The 18,940-nt window shown below is 41.4% G+C and carries 14 protein-coding genes; 13 read left to right on the top strand and 1 reads right to left on the bottom strand.

All coding sequences use genetic code 11. The features are described from left to right. Positions 1 to 5 precede the first annotated feature (5 nt). From L6773_RS02680 to L6773_RS02700, 5 genes are all read left to right on the top strand, one after another. Positions 6 to 1,343, top strand: a complete 1,338-nt coding sequence (locus L6773_RS02680) for a Gfo/Idh/MocA family protein (protein ID WP_237852305.1) — start codon at positions 6 to 8, stop codon at positions 1,341 to 1,343. 71 nt (positions 1,344 to 1,414) lie between these two features. Beyond that, positions 1,415 to 2,329, top strand: coding sequence for a DMT family transporter (locus L6773_RS02685; protein ID WP_237852306.1), 915 nt, complete (start codon positions 1,415 to 1,417; stop codon positions 2,327 to 2,329). Between the two features lie 92 nt (positions 2,330 to 2,421). Continuing rightward, on the top strand, positions 2,422 to 3,312 hold the full coding sequence (locus L6773_RS02690) for a sugar phosphate isomerase family (RefSeq protein ID WP_237852307.1): 891 nt from the start codon (positions 2,422 to 2,424) through the stop codon (positions 3,310 to 3,312). 28 nt (positions 3,313 to 3,340) lie between these two features. Continuing rightward, positions 3,341 to 4,369, top strand: coding sequence for a carbohydrate kinase family protein (locus tag L6773_RS02695; protein ID WP_237852308.1), 1,029 nt, complete (start codon positions 3,341 to 3,343; stop codon positions 4,367 to 4,369). A gap of 23 nt (positions 4,370 to 4,392) precedes the next feature. Then, complete coding sequence (locus L6773_RS02700) at positions 4,393 to 4,701, top strand: hypothetical protein (protein WP_237852309.1); 309 nt, start codon at positions 4,393 to 4,395, stop codon at positions 4,699 to 4,701. A 23-nt stretch (positions 4,702 to 4,724) separates the two neighbouring features. Here the strand turns inward: L6773_RS02700 and L6773_RS02705 are convergent, their stop codons facing one another. After that, the gene (locus L6773_RS02705) at positions 4,725 to 5,822 is read right to left on the bottom strand and encodes an amidohydrolase family protein (RefSeq protein WP_237852310.1); all 1,098 of its coding nucleotides are present in this window, start codon (positions 5,820 to 5,822) and stop codon (positions 4,725 to 4,727) included. 323 nt (positions 5,823 to 6,145) lie between these two features. Here L6773_RS02705 and L6773_RS02710 point away from each other — a divergent pair, with 323 nt between their 5' ends. The 8 genes from L6773_RS02710 to L6773_RS02745 all read left to right on the top strand — a co-directional run bounded on the left by L6773_RS02710 (position 6,146) and on the right by L6773_RS02745 (position 18,831). Further along, complete coding sequence (locus L6773_RS02710) at positions 6,146 to 7,564, top strand: Gfo/Idh/MocA family protein (protein WP_237852311.1); 1,419 nt, start codon at positions 6,146 to 6,148, stop codon at positions 7,562 to 7,564. A 56-nt stretch (positions 7,565 to 7,620) separates the two neighbouring features. Beyond that, complete coding sequence (locus tag L6773_RS02715; protein ID WP_237852312.1) at positions 7,621 to 9,015, top strand: Gfo/Idh/MocA family protein; 1,395 nt, start codon at positions 7,621 to 7,623, stop codon at positions 9,013 to 9,015. A 181-nt stretch (positions 9,016 to 9,196) separates the two neighbouring features. Next, entirely contained in the window at positions 9,197 to 10,579 is a 1,383-nt protein-coding gene (locus tag L6773_RS02720) for a hypothetical protein (RefSeq protein WP_237852313.1), read from the top strand. A 53-nt stretch (positions 10,580 to 10,632) separates the two neighbouring features. Further along, positions 10,633 to 11,490 carry a hypothetical protein gene (locus L6773_RS02725; RefSeq protein WP_237852314.1) on the top strand — a complete coding sequence of 286 codons (858 nt, stop codon included), beginning with the start codon at positions 10,633 to 10,635 and terminating at the stop codon, positions 11,488 to 11,490. Positions 11,491 to 11,515: 25 nt separating this feature from the next. Continuing rightward, on the top strand, positions 11,516 to 12,523 hold the full coding sequence (locus L6773_RS02730; protein ID WP_237852315.1) for a class II fructose-bisphosphate aldolase: 1,008 nt from the start codon (positions 11,516 to 11,518) through the stop codon (positions 12,521 to 12,523). Between the two features lie 37 nt (positions 12,524 to 12,560). Continuing rightward, positions 12,561 to 14,060: an FGGY-family carbohydrate kinase gene (locus L6773_RS02735; protein WP_237852316.1), complete on the top strand. Its 1,500-nt coding sequence runs from the start codon at positions 12,561 to 12,563 to the stop codon at positions 14,058 to 14,060. A gap of 233 nt (positions 14,061 to 14,293) precedes the next feature. Next, positions 14,294 to 17,227 carry a SusC/RagA family TonB-linked outer membrane protein gene (locus tag L6773_RS02740; RefSeq protein WP_237852317.1) on the top strand — a complete coding sequence of 978 codons (2,934 nt, stop codon included), beginning with the start codon at positions 14,294 to 14,296 and terminating at the stop codon, positions 17,225 to 17,227. A gap of 35 nt (positions 17,228 to 17,262) precedes the next feature. Beyond that, positions 17,263 to 18,831, top strand: coding sequence for a RagB/SusD family nutrient uptake outer membrane protein (locus L6773_RS02745; protein WP_237852318.1), 1,569 nt, complete (start codon positions 17,263 to 17,265; stop codon positions 18,829 to 18,831). Positions 18,832 to 18,940: the final 109 nt, after the last annotated feature.

Below are 18,940 nucleotides of genomic sequence, written 5' to 3' on the forward strand. Positions count from 1 at the left end.
AAATCATGGACAGAAGAAAATTCATTAAAACAAGTTCAGCCGCAGGCCTCGGTCTATCTGTAATGCCGTTCAATATTATGAAAGGTCAGGATGATCGTAAAGCAAGAATTGGTTTTATCGGTGTTGGATCCAGGGGGGGTGGACACCTGAGAGGTATTGCAAGTCGGGCAGATACCGAGATTCCGGCAATCTGTGATATTGACTTAGAAAATGCTCAGCGAGCGCAGCAACGAGTTATTGATGCGGGCAAAGGAACTCCTGAACTTTATACAAACGGTCCCGAAGATTATCTGAATATGTTGGAACGAGATGATCTGGATGGTATCGTGATTAGTACACCCTGGGAATATCATGTAGAGCAGAGTGTTGCTGCAATGAAAGCCGGAAAATATGTAGCAGTTGAGATACCTGCCGCGATTTCAATTGAGGGTTGCTGGGATCTGGTAGACACATCTGAAGAAACAGGAATGCCATTAATGCCTTTGCAAAACACAACCTATCAGCGAGATGTGATGGCTGTATTGAATATGGTTCGGCAGGGCTTGTTTGGGGAATTGGTTCATTGCCAGGGTGGTTATCAACACAATTTATATGGAGTGCTATTTAGAGATAATGCCCGGTTCGGACCGGGTCCGGAAAGAAATGATACGCCTGACTGGAGAACGCATCACAATATGGTACGAAATGCACTGCTATATCCCGACCATGGAACAGGTGCGATTGGCCACTGGCTGGATATCTATCGCGGAAACCGTTATCTCACACTGTCCGCCTTTGCCAGTAAATCTCGCGGACTTGAAAAATATATCGATGAAAACGGAGGGCCGGATCATCCATACCAGGATACAGATTTCAAAAAAGGTGATATCGTCACCGCTACTCTAACCACAGCAAATGGCGAAACCGTTTATGTGATTCATGACACTACATTGCCACGCGGCGATAATAATAAGGCTTTTAGAGTTCAGGGAACCAACGGTCTCTGGCAGGTTGAAGCAGACCGAATTTATATTCAAGGACGAAGTCCGAACCATTCCTGGGAAGATTTTGAGCCATATCAAGATGAATTTGACTCTTCAATCTGGAAAAAACATGAAGCCGAGGCCGAAGGAGCCGGGCATGGAGGGAAAGATTGGTTTATCAGAAACGCATTTGTGCAATCGATTAAGAGACAGGTAACACCCCCTCTTGATGTATATTCGGCAGTTGCAAGTGCTGCGATTGTGGCACTCTCTGAAGAATCAATTGCAAAAGGCGGCGAGCCGGTTGACTTCCCTGACTTTACGCGCGGAAAATGGATGACAAACAAACCGATATTTCTGCCGGAAGAGCTCGGTTACTAATCTAAATAAGTTGGTTAGTTACCATATGCATAAATGTAGTCGTACTAACCGGCTTTCTACTTTATAATTTTATGTCTGTCGGGAAACCCAAACCGTGGTTATTTTACGCCCTATCTGTAACCGTTTTGTGGGGAACGTGGGGCGCATTCATTGAAATTCCTGAACAAGCGGGATTTCCAGCCACATTATCTTACATGGCATGGTCCATGGTTTTAATTCCTGTTTCAATTTATGCGCTCTACAGGAATAATTGGGAACTCGACTCCGATGGAAAATCTATATTTTATGGTATGTTGGCCGGATTACTAGGATGTGGCGGTCAGCTTATTTTGTTTCAAGCTCTGATAAGTTCGCCAGCATATCTGTTTTTCCCAATCATTTCACTGAATCCGGCTATTACCATTTTGCTGTCTGTTCTAATTATTAGGGAAAGAGCCAGCAGATTAGCATGGATCGGAATTTTCCTTGCTCTCTTTGCGATTCTAATGCTTTCATATCAAGAACCGGATGCCATTGGAAATACAAATTACAGCTGGCTATTGATAGCACTGCTTATTTCTGCAATGTGGGGTGCCCAGGCCTTCATCATTAAATATGCAAGCAGTGTTAGTGAAGCTGGGAGCATGAAAGCAGAAAGTATTGTTTTCTATTGCATGGTTAGTTCCATTGTATTGTTGCCCATTGCCTATTTGATGACAGACTTATCGCAGAATATAAACTGGGGTCTATCAGGAATGTATTCTGCTTTTGTGATCCAAAGCTTGAATGCGGTTGGATTTCTTTTCTTTGCACTCGCTTTGCGGTATGGAAAAGCGATTATCGTTGTGCCTTTAATGAATGCATCGGCCCCTGTAGTTACAGTTATTCTATCACTGATTATCTATGCGTTAATTCCTCATCCTATAATAATGACAGGAATGTTTGTTGCTTTTATCGCCATCTACTTAATGACGAGAGAAGAAGCTGCGATGGAGGAGTCTCAATAATAATAATTCAGCAATATAGTTCGCTGTAATTGAGAAAAGCAGGGAATCTATATATCAAAAATCTTCTCAAATCCTATAACCGGAGGATTTTAATGAGTCAATTATCAAAAAAAAGTTTATATGAATGGTGCAAGGTTCCATACGATAACCTGGAATCACATCCTCACAAAAAGATTCCTTTTAGATTGACCTCGGATTCAGTAAGTATGGGTCAACTGATGGCCAGTGAGTTGTTAGATGTAATTGAGTTTAATAACAGTGAGGGGAAAGAGACGAGAGCTATTATTCCCTGCGGACCGAGTTGCTGGTATGAGCCGTTCACGAATTTAGTTAACAAAGAGAAAGTGAATCTCGAGAATGTAACTGTTTTCCATATGGATGAATGCCTTGATTGGGAGGGACATGAATTGCCAAAATCTCATCCATATAATTTTCGTAGCGAAATGGAGAAAAAATTTTACGATCCTGTGGATCCCAGTTTATCTGTGCCTGAAGAAAAAAGAGTATGGCTGACGGCAAATAACATAGAGGAAGTGAAGCAGAGAATTGAGGTACAACCCATTGATATAACCTATGGAGGATGGGGGCAAGATGGCCATGTTGCTTATAATCAGGCGAGAAGGCAACCTTTTAGTGCGATCACTGTGGAGCAATTAAAAAACTCTTCAATTCGAATCCAGGAAAATAATGCAGATACTATGATTGCACTCGCCCAGAGAACCTTTGGAACTGCTTATCAATTTGTGCCCCCCATGTCTGTGACCTTAGGAATGAAGGAGTGTTTGAGCGCAAAAAAAATCCGCTTGTTTAGCGATACAGGAGCGTGGAAACAGACGGCATTGAGAGTTGCATTATTTAGCGAATTAACACCGGAGTACCCGATCACTTTACTTCAAGAGCATCAGGATGCTTTGCTGACAGCCACGGCTGAAACGGCAAAACACCCGGTGAGTCTTCATCCTGAATGGGATTTGGGATTTTAAGCACATTAGAAATTAAGCATGAAATTTATTGGACACCCTTCACCTACATATCAACAGCAAAAGATTTCGTGTTCTTATTGGAACAGGTGGCATAGGCTCAGGTTCATTTTTTCGGTTGAATGAAAATCATACGCTTGGAAGAGAAGAGAGCCGAAGCGGCGTGTTCCTGGATCAAAAAGATTATTGTAAACTTCACATCATCACCCATTACATTAAATCTTTTTTGGAGGAATCAATAGATCTTTTTCCAGTAGGCAGAATAGGAGATGATTCTGTCGGAAATCAACTTCTAAAAGAAATGCGAACCGTGGGGATGTCCACCGATTATGTGCGGGTTGAGAAGGGGGAAGATACCCTGTTTTCATTCTGTTATTTATACCCAGATGGAAGTGGTGGCAATTTAACAACAAGCAATTCGGCATGTTCAAAAACAAGGCCGGACGATATTACAAAAACTAAGTATTTGTTTTCTGAGAATGTTAAAAAAGGAATAGCACTTGCTGTTCCGGAAGTACCCCTTGAGACTCGTTTTGAACTACTTCAGCTGGCAACAGAATATAAATTTTTCCGTGCAGCATCATTCACTACGGAAGAAATGCTTTCCGTACTTGACTCAAATATTCTGAATAAGGTTGACTACCTGGCAATTAATATAGATGAGGCAGCAGCTTTAATTGGTTCGGTCAACAAGCTAAAATCGTCAAGCGAAGTTGTTGAAAAGGTTGTTCTCTATTCAAAAGAAAATTATCCTGGATTATATTTGTCGGTGACTGATGGCAGCAATGGAAGTTGGGCTTGGGACGGCCATTCTTTAGAGTATTTTAATGCATTTCAACCAAAAAAAGTATTCAATACAGCCGGGGCTGGTGATGCATATTTTGCAGGAGTTTTAACAGGAATATCAACAGGGTCAACATTTCATGAAGCCCAACGTATCGGGGCTCTACTCGCTGCATATTCTGTAACCTCAAATCATACCATTCATCATGAGGTTAGCAGGAGAACTCTTATAAAATTTGCCCAAACTCAAAAAATAAGTCTTAGAATACAAGAATAGTTAACGTAATGGAGCATAAATAAATGGCAATTAGAATGCGGATTATTCAACGGTTTGATGTAACAAAAGAACGGCAATTCCTGCAATTAGAAAAGCTCTTTGCTCATCTTGAGGATTCCAGGCCAGACTATCCTAATGGGAAACGACTTCTGCCAATTTCAGGAAGTGAACCTTGCAATTCAATTATCTGGGAGTGCGATTTTCCGGACATAGAAACAGCTTATAAAACCCTGGATTTTTTCTCCGGAGATGCTGAACACGAGATGCTGTTCAAAAAGCAGTCTCCATTTTTTGAACAGGTGAAGATCGAATTTTACAAAGTATTTGAATAAACGTTATTAAGTAACTGCATTACTTAAATACCCGGATAAGCTTTTTCAGCGTTCACCCTGTAAATTTTATCAACAACTTCTTTTGGCAGTTTTAAACCCCGAAAAGATCTATCATTTACCTCTGTGTTTACCATTTCGTTATCTGTAACAAAGTATTCCCAGTCTTGTCTCCACGTGTTATTTGCTAGTTCACGAACGGCATCAGGATCAGAATTAGCGTGATGCTGTAAGTCCGTTGAGTAAACAAAACGATCCTGGTACTTGATAAAGAAGTTTCGAACAGCTTCCCGGTCTTTTTGAGTTAAGTGTTGAAGAAGTGTAATTCTGTGAGCCATATCAAAAACCATGCTGGAATACTTGTCCAAATGTTCGCTCATCATGTCAAGGCTCCAGGCCATACTTCCTAAATGGGCGCCAACGAAACTCAAGTTGAGGTGCTTGTCGAGCATATTATTCCGCGATTCAATAATCTCTTCATAAGACGGATTCTCGGCATGTAGGTACATATGATATTGGGGATTATTTTCGTAATAATTCCTGATGAATCTAACTTCCATCTCCTCAAGTGGCAGCCAGCAGCTGTAAGGTTCACCAATATGCCCCAGTAATGGTTTATTCTGATCCTGAATATAATTGATGAGAGGATCGAACTGAGGATTATCAATCATCATAAATTCACCATCATCATTTTTAAACTCCATCCCTATGTTCTTCCAAACTTTTACACCAAGAGCTCCATACTGGAAAGATTCATCCAGGTACGATGTAGCATTATTTTGCCAAATTGCAGAGTTATTCCAATCCTCCATTGGAATGGTGGTTAAATATTCTACTCTTTCCGGGAATTGACGTTTCAGATTACGGGCAATTTCCTGCTGTTCACGTATGGGTGGATAGCTTGGTGAGCCCACGTTAACCGTAATAATTCTAAAGCTATTCTTCTCAGCTTCTTCCGGCAATGCGGAATGATTGGTATTGATATGAACATGTGTATCAATCTTATCAATACTTTCAAAATCAGCGAGTGTGTAAAACTGACCTTCTGGATCACTACACCCTAAAAGCAGAAATATGATTATAAACTGGATGCAGAGTATGGTAAATTTGCTTTGAGCCATCATAGGGAGAGTAAGATTATAGTGTTAGAGCAGATAAAAGAAAAAAGAACAAGTAAGCATACTTTTCTTTCGTATAACTTTTCTAATCTATTTATTTCCGAGTATTATTGAAAAATAAATTTTCGTTTTTTAACTATTCACTTGCTTTTACTGGTCGAATTATTTAGAATAATCAGGAATTAAGATAACTATGTCATACCAAAAGGTATCTGAAGTAATAGTATTTTCATTTTCACTCTTTTGATTATGGTACCTGAAGAAGTAAATGAAAAATCATAGAATGTATTATCGATCCTCAATACGCATTCCAGATGTAAGAAAGACTTATGAGTGAAAATGGCAACCGAAGAGATTTTATTGAGAAGGCAGGGATCGCCGGCTTGGGATTTTTTGGGATAGGAGTTTCATCGTTTGAGGATGAATTTGCTATTCAAAAACCATTTCAAACAGACTACGAACAAGTATTTAATATGTCTGGTTATGCTGCCCCTCCCATCGAAACGGTTCGTGTCGGGATTGTTGGACTTGGTGGAAGAGGTACCGGAACTACTGCGCGTTTAACCCGAATTGAAGGGGTTGAAATTAAAGCTCTATGTGACCTGCAACAAGAAGCAGCGCAGTCAGCTTTAGAGCGAATCAACAGTGAATCTCCTTTATCTCATTCACCGGAAATTTATGCCGGAACCGAAGATATTTGGATGGAGCTGTGCGAGCGAGATGATATTGACTTGGTTATTGTAAATACTCCCTGGGATCTGCATGCACCCATGGCCATTTATGCTATGGAACAGGGTAAACATGTTGTTACTGAGGTACCGATTGCTACAACCATAGACGATTGTTGGGAATTAGTAAAAACCTCAGAGCGAACCCGCCAACATTGCATGATGCTTTCGAATCCCTGTTACCGGGATTTTGATATGATGGCATTAGGCATGGCTAGAGATGGATATTTCGGTGAGATTATTCACGCAGAAGGGGCTTACATACATGATCTGAGACACCTGAATTTTTCCAAGACTCAATATCATGATATGTGGCGATTGCGGCAAAATGCTTCGCGCAATGGAAATTTATATCCGACCCATGGATTGGGGACTATTTGTAATATCATGGATATCAATTGTGGAGACCAGATGAGTTATTTGGTTTCGGTATCAAGTAATGATTTTATGATGGGTGAGAGGGCCAAAGAACTTGCGGCTGAAGATCCATTTTTTGAACAGTTTGTCGATAAAGAGTTTCGCGGAAATATAAACTCCACCATTATTCGAACCCACATGGGGCGAACGATTTTACTTCAGCATGATGTAACATCCCCACGCCCCGGAATATGTTTTAATTTGGTAAGTGGTACCGATGGAGTAGCCCAGGCGAGGCCACCCCGTGTAGCCAAAAACCACGATGGCTGGCTTCCGGATGAAGAATTTTCAGACCTGCAGGAACAGTACACCCCTGAGATCAGCAAGCAGGTTGGAGATCTTGCAAGGCAGGTGGGCGGCCATGGCGGAATGGATACCATGATGCTTTGGAGATTGATCGATTGCTTACACAACGGAATTCCACTGGATATGTCTGTTTACGATGGTGTTTTGTGGAGTGCTATGGCACCTCTTAGTGAATGGTCTGTAACCAATGGTTCAAAACCCGTAGCGATTCCGGATTTTACATCAGGATCCTGGAATACAAATGAACGAGGAATGGATATTGAGCTTCGGCGAGGGGCAACGACAAACATCATTTAGTAGTGAATATTTTAAAAATATTTAAAAGTAACCTCAATTAAACAAATATTGACGATATGAGCTTCAATCGTAGAGATTTTCTCAAAAAAAGCGGACTTGCAACACTCGGGCTAACCGGTTTGAGTGCTTTTGGAAATGGCAAGGAAAAAGGACCTAATCAATTTAAGAAAGATCATGAACAGGTCTTTAATATGAACAACTACGCAGCACCTCCAATCGATTTGGTTCGAATTGGTTTTATTGGTGTTGGAAGCCGAGGAAGAGGGCATGTCAGGAGGCTTCGAAGTATTGAAGGAACTGAGATAAGGGCTATTTGCGATGTTGACGAAGGCGCATTAAATCGGATGCTCGAAGATTTTGATGAACCTGTAGACACCTACACAGGAAGTGATGATGCGTGGAAAGAGCTCTGCGAACGAGATGATATTGATTTAGTCGTGAATGCCACACCCTGGCATTTACATGCCCCGATCTGTATCTATGCCATGGAAAATGGAAAGCATACGGCCACAGAAATTCCAGCAGCTCAGAGTTTGGAAGAATGCTGGAAAATGGTAGAAACCTCTGAACGTACTAAAAAGCATTGCGTAATTTTAGAGAATGTCTGCTATGGTGAGTTCGAATTGACCACCCTTAACATGGCAAGACAGGGCTACTTTGGTGAACTGATTCACGGTGAAGGTGCTTATATCCATCAATTGATGAGTCACAATTTTACAAGAGATGGATACCATGAAATGTGGCGATTCCGTGAAAATGCAACCCGTAATGGGAACCTGTACCCAATGCATGGACTGGGCAGTATCGCGCAAAGTATGGGAATCAACTATGGTGACCAGATGAAGTACATGGTCTCCGTTTCCAGCGATGATTTTATGATGAAGAAAAGAACCCGTGAACTCGCTGAATCGGACTCATTCTTTGAGGATTATGTTGATAATGAATTTCGTGGAAATATGAACACGAGCATCATTAAAACTTTCAATGGACGGACCATCATGCTGCAGCACGATGTAACTTCACCTCGACCCTACTCACGAATTCATTTACTGAGTGGAACGGAAGGAATTGCCAGAGGATATCCTGAAGAAAAAATAGCAAATAGTCACGATGGTTGGCTTGAACAGGAAGAGTTCGATGCTGTTATGGAAGAATATAAGCCTGAAATTATTAAAACGGCAGGTGAAATGGCCAGACGCATGGGGGGGCACGGTGGAATGGATTCGCTCATGACATGGCGCCTGATTGACTGCCTGCGAAATGGAATTCCTGTGGAGATGGATGTTTACGATGCCGCTTCATGGAGCTCCGTAATAATGCTCAGCGAATGGTCGGTTGCTAATGAAGCAACACCGATTCATTTTCCGGATTTTACTTCAGGTTCCTGGAGAACGAATAAGCCAATTATGGATATTGAGTTGGAAAGAGGCGGCACTACTCAATTTGTTTAGGGTAAATCTATATGTACGGACAACATATATAAATCCCAAAAGTGAGGCCACATTCAAGGAAGTGTGTGGCCTCATTTTCTTTTATACCTATTCTACTCTTTTTCAATTCGTTTGATTTCGTTCGATAGACAGATGAATCAGGTTAGTGCAATAAGAAAATCTTTTAAATAAGCCTAAAAACATGTCACAAACAAAAATCGGGTTTATAGTTTATGGTGTTCACAAAGATGGCCTGAAAGACCCAATGGGTCAACCGTTTATAGACGAAGAACTGATTAACCGGTCAAAAGCTAAGCTCAAAAATGCCGGATTGGAATTGATTGAATACGATCTTGTCGTCGCCTCGAAAACAGAGGCTATTGAATGTTTTTCTGATTTTAAGAAAAGAGATGATATTGATGCCCTTGTTCTCTTTTCCGGCACATGGGTTTGGGCTGCACATATGATTGGCCCCATCCGGGATTTTTCTGCTTCCGGAAAAGGTATTGTTGTCTGGACACACCCCGGCTCACAGGGATGGCGTCCGGTTGGTGGATTTGTGATCCAGGGGGCATTGAAAGAGGTAGGCATTAAACACCGTTTTGTGTATGGTAGTCATGAGGACCCAAAAGAGATTGATCGTATTGTGTCCTATTGCAGGGCAAGTCATATAAAAAACAGGTTGAATCTGAATACGGCCGGGGTTTTTGGTGGGCGTGGAATGGGCCAAACGTGCGGGGTGGCAGATCCTTCGCAGTGGATGCGAAAATTCGGCATCGATATCGATTCCCGTGATACGACGGAACTACTGGATATTGCAAAAGAGATTAATGATGATGAGGTAAATCGAGCTCGTGAGGCCATTCAAACCTATTTTTCTGAACCGATTCCGGACGACGAAGTGTCTTCACGATCCATTCGACTGTATATTGCCTTGAAAAAGATGAAGGAAAAAGAAAATTGGGATATGTATACCATCCAATCATTTCCCGGGCTTGGTGATGATTACAGCGCTACGTGTTTTGCCCAAAGTATGATGTTGAATGACCGTGTAGCCACTTCAACCCTCAGTGATTTTAATACACTACTTACGGTTCGCCTGCTCAATGATTTGAGTGAAGATCCGATCTACTATGGAGACCTTCAGCATATCGATAAATCAAACAATGAAATAAAAATTATCGGTGATGGAGCCTGTCCACCGTCGCTGGCGGGAGAAGCTGGACCCGCAGGTTTTGCTGAGCATGGAATTCCAACCGAAGGAGAGGCAGGCGGACTTTCCGTTAAACTCGTGTGTAAACCCGGTGAAGGTGTGATTGCAAGACTTGGGAGGAATAAAGGCAAATTTGAGATGGTTATTACAAAATGTTCTGTATTTGAACCATCTAAAGAAGAGATTGAAGAGCGGAAAAGTGAATCAGGTATTCCATTTTGGCCGCATGCATTCGCTACTGCCCATTGTGATATTGATCAGCTTTTGCAGTCCTGGAACAATGAGTATGCCGTGTTGGGATATGGAGAACAACTATATGAAGAGTTAATTGCATTTTGCGATCTGACTGATATTAAAGCGATTGCTCTCTGAATGATAAACAGGTAATTACCCCTGGTAACCTGTAACTCAAATCGACTGAATGGATGAAAGAATTTTTTGAAAGTGGACATTGGTTGGTTGAGTACGACCTTGAGGATGGTGCGAGATTAAGCAGGTTGTGTTATCAGGGATCTGATCTACTCACAACGAAGCCAAGAGAGTTCACTCCCCCTTCTGAAGATTATGGTGAGTATGAAACTCGTCCCGTCTATGGATATGATGATTGTTTCCCGTCTGTGGAAGTCAGCAACTATCCGGGATTGGATTGGACCATTCCTGATCACGGTGAATTGTGTTGGTTGAAGTGGAAAGCGGATATAGAATCAGACAAAATTATATTTTCTGTTGATAGTGAAGTTCTTCCCATTCACTTTCAGAGAACTCTTCATTTCCGGGAATCGCAGCTAACCTGGAGTTTCAATTTGCAAAACAAGGGGGAGGAACTCTTGCCGTTCCAACATATTATTCATCCGCTCATCAAATTGACTGAAATAAAGACTCTGCAGTTTCCAGATTTTGCTTCACTTTACAGTGAGTCTGGAGAAGAACTTGATCTTACAACATCAAATGAACTCAGTGTTTTTCTTCTTTCAAGAAAAAAAGGAGAAACATATATGCTGTATTTGCATAGTCCGGAAGAGAGTTCAATTCATTGGACGTATATAAATGGTCTGAGAGTCCAGATGAAATACCCTAATGATCTATTCACTTCTATCGGAATTTGGTGGAATCACCTTGGGTATCCCGATGAAGATGGATGCAGGAGAGATGAATGTGCTTTTGAACCGATTCCCGGGTCATCAAGCAAACTGGAAGAGGCAGTGGAGGAAGGGCGTTCCCAATGGGTTGAACCGGGGGATATGAAATCCTGGGATATTGTCTGGTCGCTGGATTTCGAGTAATAGGTCGCCAATATAAAGGAGGTATATGCCACTAATTTTAGATCGGGCAGACGTACTGGATGTTTATGATTACACCAGGCAGAAAAAATGGGTTTTACCGACCTTCAACTCGGAAAATTTAACAACTACCGAAGCAATTTTGAGTGCGGTTTCTGAGTATGGGGAATTTATTGGTATTAACAATCTCCCGATTATTGTTGGAATCACAAATACTTATAAGGATCGCCCACAAGCTGTTTACTACACGCATACAAAGCGTTGGGATATTGGATTAAAGCTATTCTTACAAGATCTGAAAGTCCTGACAGATAAAGGGTCTGCTTTTGAACACCTTCGCGTGATGGTTCACCTCGATCATATCATCTGGGATGAAGACAGAGATCTGCTTGGATGGGATATGAGCCAGTTTTCCTCCATCATGTATGATGCATCCACACTGCCGTTTGAGGAAAACATAAGAAAAACAGCCGCTTTTGTTGAGCAGTTTGGGCAAGAAATTGTGATTGAAGGAGCATGTGACGAAATACAGAAAAGTGGGGGAATGAATGATCCGTTAGGGCTTACAACTCCAGAGGTGGCAGTGAGATATCAAAATGAAACCGGTATTGATATTCTTGTACCAAATCTGGGGACTGAACACAGGTCGAAAAAATCGACTTTGAAATATCATGGTGAGTCGGCAAGACAGATATCAAATCAAATTGGAAAAGTTCTCTGTTTACACGGCTCTTCATCTGTATCAAAAAAGCATTTGGCTAATCTTTATGAGGATGGTATCTGTAAAGTTAACATGTGGACGGCTTTGGAGAGGGAAAGTACAAAGGCATTATTTGAAGAGATGGTTAAAAATTCAGCAAAAGTAGTTGGACCTGAAATGACAAAGACATTAATAGCCGATAAAATTTTAGCAGAACCTGTTGACTTCCAGGACACGCAGTCCATTAAATACTTTACAACCCTATATAGACAGGAGATCATATTTAGAAAAATGAAAGAAATAATAACTCACTATTTAAAACTTTGGTATAGATAACAAAAGCCGTTTTTAAAAAAAGAAAAGTTAGCCAACCATGAATTTTCTTGGAATAGACATAGGGACAAGTGGATGCAAAGCAGCCGTATATAATGAAAAGGGAGAACTCATGGCTGAATCAAGAAGGCCTTACGAGGTTGTCTTTTCAAAGGGGGGAGCGGCAGAGTTAAATTCTGGTGAAGTTATAAAAAAATGCTTCGAATCGATTCGTGAATGTACTGATCTAATTGAAAAGGGATCAGTTAAGGCATTGAGTATTAGCAGCCAGGGGGAAGCGTTCACAGCGGTCGGCTCAAACAGAGAAATTTTAAGTAATGCAATGATTTCGTCAGACACCAGGTCGGCACCCTATATCGAACCTTTAGTGGATGAGATTGGAGAACAGAGACTTTATGAGATAACTGGCCATACCGCTCAACCCATTTTCACCCTGTTTAAGTTGCTTTGGTTTAAATCGAATAAGCCGAAGATATGGGAGAAAGCACGATATTTTCTCTGTTTTGAGGATTTATTGCAACTATTTCTGGGGGTAGAACCAACTATAAGCTGGTCATTAGCAGGCCGAACCATGATGTTCGATGTACAAAAGCATAACTGGAGTCATGAAATTTTGGAGAAAATAGAATTAGAACCTGGAAAATTAGCAACTCCACAACAATCAGGCTCAATCGCAGGGTATGTTTCAGCGGAAGTGGCCAGTAAGATAGGACTATCCAATGATACAATAATTGTAAGTGGAGGCCATGACCAGGGATGTAATGCGCTTGGTGCGGGAGTTACAAAAGAGGGAGTTGCCATGTTGGCAACTGGTACGGTAGAATGCATAACAGCAGCATTTAATAAACCGATTTTTAATGAGAAGCTTATGCTCAATAATCTATGTACATATGACTACGTACTCCCGGACAGCTACTCGAGTATTGCATACCATTTAACCGGCGGGAATATTCTACATTGGTTCGCCCGGGAATTTGGTCAGCAAGAAAAAGAAAAAGCAAAAACAAATGAAAAGGATTATTATACCCTTCTGCTAAATCAAATTGATCTTACACCAACCGATCTGCTGGTCCTGCCCTATTTCACAACATCCGGCACACCGCACTTCGACAGGAAAACGAAAGGAACTATTTATGGATTAAGGCTAAGAACGAAAAGATCTGAAATACTGCAAGCATTACTTGAGGGAGTCATGTATGAGATGAAGGTAAACCTTGAGATCTTAGAAAATGCCGGATACAAAATTAAAAGATTTCGAGCAGTAGGAGGAGGGGCAAAGTCGTTGAAGTGGGTCCAGCTAAAAGCCAATATAATAGGGAGAGATATAGAGGTTTTAAGTGTCAGAGAAACAGGTTGTTATGGTTCAGCAATGCTTGCTTATTCTGCTTTTGAAAGCACTGCTCTGTTTGACATTGCGAAAGAGTGGGTAAAACCCAGAAAAACGATTATTCCCAATAAAAAATATGAAGAAGAATACCAGTCGAAATTCTCCTCTTATAAAAGACTGTATTTTTCTTTGAAAGAGATGATTTCTACTTAATGATAAGTATTCGTTAAGTATTTGAAAATTTTACTATAAAAGCCCTTCCATTACTTACATTTCTTTCTCCGAATTTATGAAAGCTAATTTATTTAGGCTTTTAGATAAAAAAATAAATAAAAATAACATTGATATTTTGCTTTTTACATTATTTGTATTTTTATTCCTTATATAAATTACGAGCAGATTTCATTTGCTTAAAATTTCTTACTTAATCTTTAAAAGGTGTAAATATGGGAAAACAAATACATTCCTTACTGCTAAGGTGGGGGCTCAGTTCGGTTTTGTTGGTGCTGTTGTTAGCAACGACAACTCATGCTCAGTTAGTTACTGTTACGGGAACTGTGACATCAACGCAAACAGGTGAAACCTTACCAGGTGTAAACGTTTCTGTTGTAGGGCAAACGCAAGGGACTGTGACAAATTTGGATGGAGTTTATGAAATAGAAGTGGAAGGAGATGCAACACTTCGTTTTTCGTACATCGGATTTGTAACACAGAATATACCGGTAAATGACAGAGAAGTCATTGACGTGGTACTCGCTGAAAGTGTTCAGAATTTAGATGAACTGGTTGTAATGGGTTACACAGTTGTGTCCAAACGTGAAGTATCCAGCTCAGTCGTACAGGTTAGCGAAGCAGACCTCCAGGCAATTACAACTAACGATCCAACCGAAGCGTTAGAAGGTCAGATGGCTGGTGTAGTTGTTGAGCAATCCAGTGGACGGCCCGGTCAAAATTCAAATATTTTGATTCGAGGTACCGGTTCGATATCTGCAAGTTCTTCTCCTTTATATGTTATTGACGGAGTTATTGCAGGTGCCGGTGAAAGAGATGCTGTAGCTCCTACAGATATTGAATCGATCAGTGTATTGAAAGATGCAGCCGCAACTGCTCTTTACGGTTCACGAGCATCGAATGGTGTAGTGGTTATTACAACAAAGAAAGGTCGTGCCGGTGATACTCGGATAACACTTCGTTCTTCCCGAGGATATAGTACAACTCTTGAAGGAAATGAAGAATGGATGAATTCGCAGGAATTGTACGATTTTCACCAAAATATGGTTAGTGCCGAGGTTGGTCCTTTCTATAATCGTTCTGAGGTTACTCAATACAATACCAACTGGCGGGATGTAGGATTTGATACAGGAATCACCCAAATGTACGATGCATCCGTTTCGGGTGGTGATGAATCGACTACATTTTTTATATCCGGTAATTTTTTCGAGGAAGAAGGAACAAACATCGGAACGAATTATGAAAGAATTTCAGGTCGTGTGAATGTAACACACAACTTTAATGAAGATCTACGGGTGGATGCACGAGTGGCCGGTAATTACGGTGTGCGCGATAATGTTGTGACAGGTAATCCTTATACCATCTTAACATTTTCACGTAGAGCTCTTCCTTGGGATACTCCGTATAATGAAGATGGAACCGTACGAACAGGTACTGAATCGGACTGGTATTCGCGGGATTCAGAAAATCCACTTCATGGAATGCAGTGGAATACTGATATCGACAAAGTTTCATTTTATTCAGCTGATCTACGTCTCGAATATAATCTTACGAATTGGGCCAGCATAAGTAGTTCGAATCGTTACTCTCAACGAGATGGGCGCCAGGAGATCTTTCTTGATGCTCGATCAGCAGCCGGTGGTGGCCGAAATGGTTCTGTTGAAAACGAAACCGATCGGTCTACATCAGTTCTTACATCCAACTTATTGAGTATGAACAAAGGTTGGGCAAACAGTTCATTGAGTGGATTGGTTGGTTTTGAGTATCAGGAAAACCGATTTGAATTCACCAATTTTCTGGGTGGCGGGTTGGCGCCGGGCTTAACCATTGCCGACGCTGCTGCAGTACCTTTTGATGTAGGCGGAGACATTGGCGAAAGTGCTTTTCAATCCTATTTAGCTCAGGCTGAGTATGAGTATATGGAAAAATATATTGCCACGGTATCATTCCGCAGAGACGGATCTTCGCGATTCGGTTCTGAAAATAGGTATGGTAATTTCTATTCTGTAGGTGCTTCTTGGGTACTTAGCCGGGAAGAATTTCTTGCTGATATAGATGCAATCGATCAATTAGCACTTCGTGCCAGTTATGGTACAACGGGGAATGCAAGTATTGGTAATTACGAGGCCCAGGGTCTATACTCGTTTACGAGTAATTACATCGGTACTCCGGCAAGTTTTCCATCGCGTGTTCCCAATTCAAACCTTACATGGGAGGTTGCGAAAACCTATAACCTTGGAGTTGATGTGGCTCTTTATAACAGGGTAAACATGTCTATTGATGTTTATCAGCGAACCAATGAAGATCTTCTCCAGAATGTAACACTACCAGGAACCAGCGGTATCGACGACCGGATTTTAAATGTTGGTTCTGTTGAAAACAAAGGGATCGAGTTAGCTATCAATACACAAAATATCCAGAGTAGAGATTTCAGCTGGACAACTTCGTTTACACTTTCAGCCAACAAAAACAGGGTAAAAGAACTTTATGACGGTCAGCCAATTGATAACGGCGATTTCCGAATTGAAGAAGGTTTTGATATAAATACCTTTTATCTGAGAAAATGGTATGGAGTTAATTCGCAAACAGGGGCTCCTCAGTGGGTCAATGCCGATGGATCGATTACAGAGGATTATGGTGCCGCAGCTCCGCAGCTGGCGAGTGCTACAACTCCTGATTTCCGTGGTGGACTCCGTAACAGATTCCAGTACAAAAACTTTAGTTTGGACACCTTCTTTACATACGTGTCTGGATCCAAAGGATATTATGATACAGGTATAGATTTTGGGGCTTACCTTACCACGAACTACCGTAAGTTGAGACCGGGTGAAAGTTACTGGCAACAACCAGGTGACGAATCTCACTTCCCTGCAAATGTTGTAGGTGGAAATAACAGTGGTCACCTTGAATCATCGCTCTTCATTTATGATCGATCTTATATTCGATTAAGGAGTGCACGATTAAGCTACACCTTGCCTCAGGATCTCTCATTTATGAATGCTGTAGGTTTACGCAATGCACTTCTATATGTGAATGGTGAGAACCTTGTGACATTTACTGACTGGCCGGGAAGAGATCCAGCAGCTTCGGACGACAGTTCGTATCCACTTGCCCGTACCTTCCTATTCGGAATTGAACTCGGCTTTTAAATGAATCTTAATATCAAAACAGAAAACAAAAAACTATGAGACAATTAAAAATAGTTTTAACAACAGCAGTGCTGTCATTGATACTGTTCTTCAGTAGCTGTGATATTGCGCGCTCTCCGTATGACGGTATCCCGGTAGATCAGGCGCTTAGTTCTGTGCAGGGAATCGAAGATGTAACCAGGGGTAACTACGCTTATCTCAAAGATGAGACACGTAGTACGTATGGCCTGGTAATGATGCTTTATCAGCCGGGTGATTACCGATCAGACGATCTGATGATCAGCGGTACCACATCCAACAGAATGATGCTTACTTACAATTATCTGCATAATCCCAACATGCCGAATACATCTAACATGTGGAGGCGGGGATACAGGTTAATTTATAATGCAAACACTGTAATTGAAGCAATTACTCCGGGCGAATCACCTGATTTGGATCAGTTGCGAGGTGAAAATCAATTTCTTCGTTCATTGATGACACTGCATCTTGTTACAGCTTTTGGCCGGCCCTATAGCCACGGTCGAGATAATCTCGGAGTTCCTATTATGCGAGAGCCTGATCTTGAAGCTCAGCCAGCTCGGGCTACTGTGGGTGAAGTGTACGATTTCCTGGTTCAAGATTTGACAGAAGCGGCAAACCTTATGGGTTCTGAAAAATCAAGTGCTTTCGGTACAAAAGAAGCTGCTTTGGCTCTCTTATCTCGAGTATATCTTTATATGGAAGAGAACCAGAATGCCATTTCAGCTGCCGACCAGGTTATCAGTTCAGGCCGATATGAATTGGTGGATGGAGAAACACTACCAAATTACTTCACATTCAGCCCGGTAGCTGATGCAAGATCTGAATCCATTTTTGCCATCCGTCACGTTATGCCGGCGGATGATCATGGTAGAAGTCACGGTGTTGGATCAATGATCTATCGATCACCATCCGGCTCTGGTTGGGGCGAAAACTATGCCTCTAAAACATATCGCGATCTGATCAACAAGTGGCCATCTGATGTTCGACGCCAATTCGTTGAACCACAATATCAAATTGTAAACGGTGATACACTAAGACGAGATGACGGATTATACCAATATGTTGAAAGAAATGGTTTTCCACGTTTTTATGTCACAAAGTTCTGTTGCCAGGAAGGCACGGAGATGGGTAACTCACCCGAGTTAATTCGATATTCGGAAGTCTACTTAAATAAAGCAGAAGCATTGGCAAAACTGGGACAAGATCAGGCTGCACTCGATATTGTAAATATGTTGCGGGAGCGAGCTCAAATCCCTCAAGCCGGTATGTACTCATTGAGTAATTTGGGAGATCATGACACTGTTCTAGATGTTGTTCTGGAGGAGCGACGCTTAGAACTCTTTATGGAAGGTCATCGGGCCCACGATCTATTTCGTAATAAACGGGATCTATTCAGAGATTATCCCGGAACTCACTTGGCTCCCGGAAACCCCGGTGTTGATTTGAGCCGAGGACCGGTTGATCCATATACAGGTATACAAGGTATACAGCATATTCCGTGGGATCATAACAGAATTATATTCCAAATTCCTGAAGAGGAGATTGCGCTGAATCCGAACTTGCAGCAAAATCCAATTTAATAGGTAGCGGATCAGAAAAGGAGCATTCCAATAAAAGGGATGCTCCTTTTTGTTTATCAAACAGTTTTTAAAAAATACAATTACTTTATTTGATCTTTACAGAAAGATC

The sequence above is a fragment of the Rhodohalobacter sulfatireducens genome, from assembly GCF_022012475.1.
In the GTDB taxonomy this organism is placed as follows: Bacteria; Bacteroidota; Rhodothermia; order Balneolales; family Balneolaceae; genus Rhodohalobacter; species Rhodohalobacter sulfatireducens.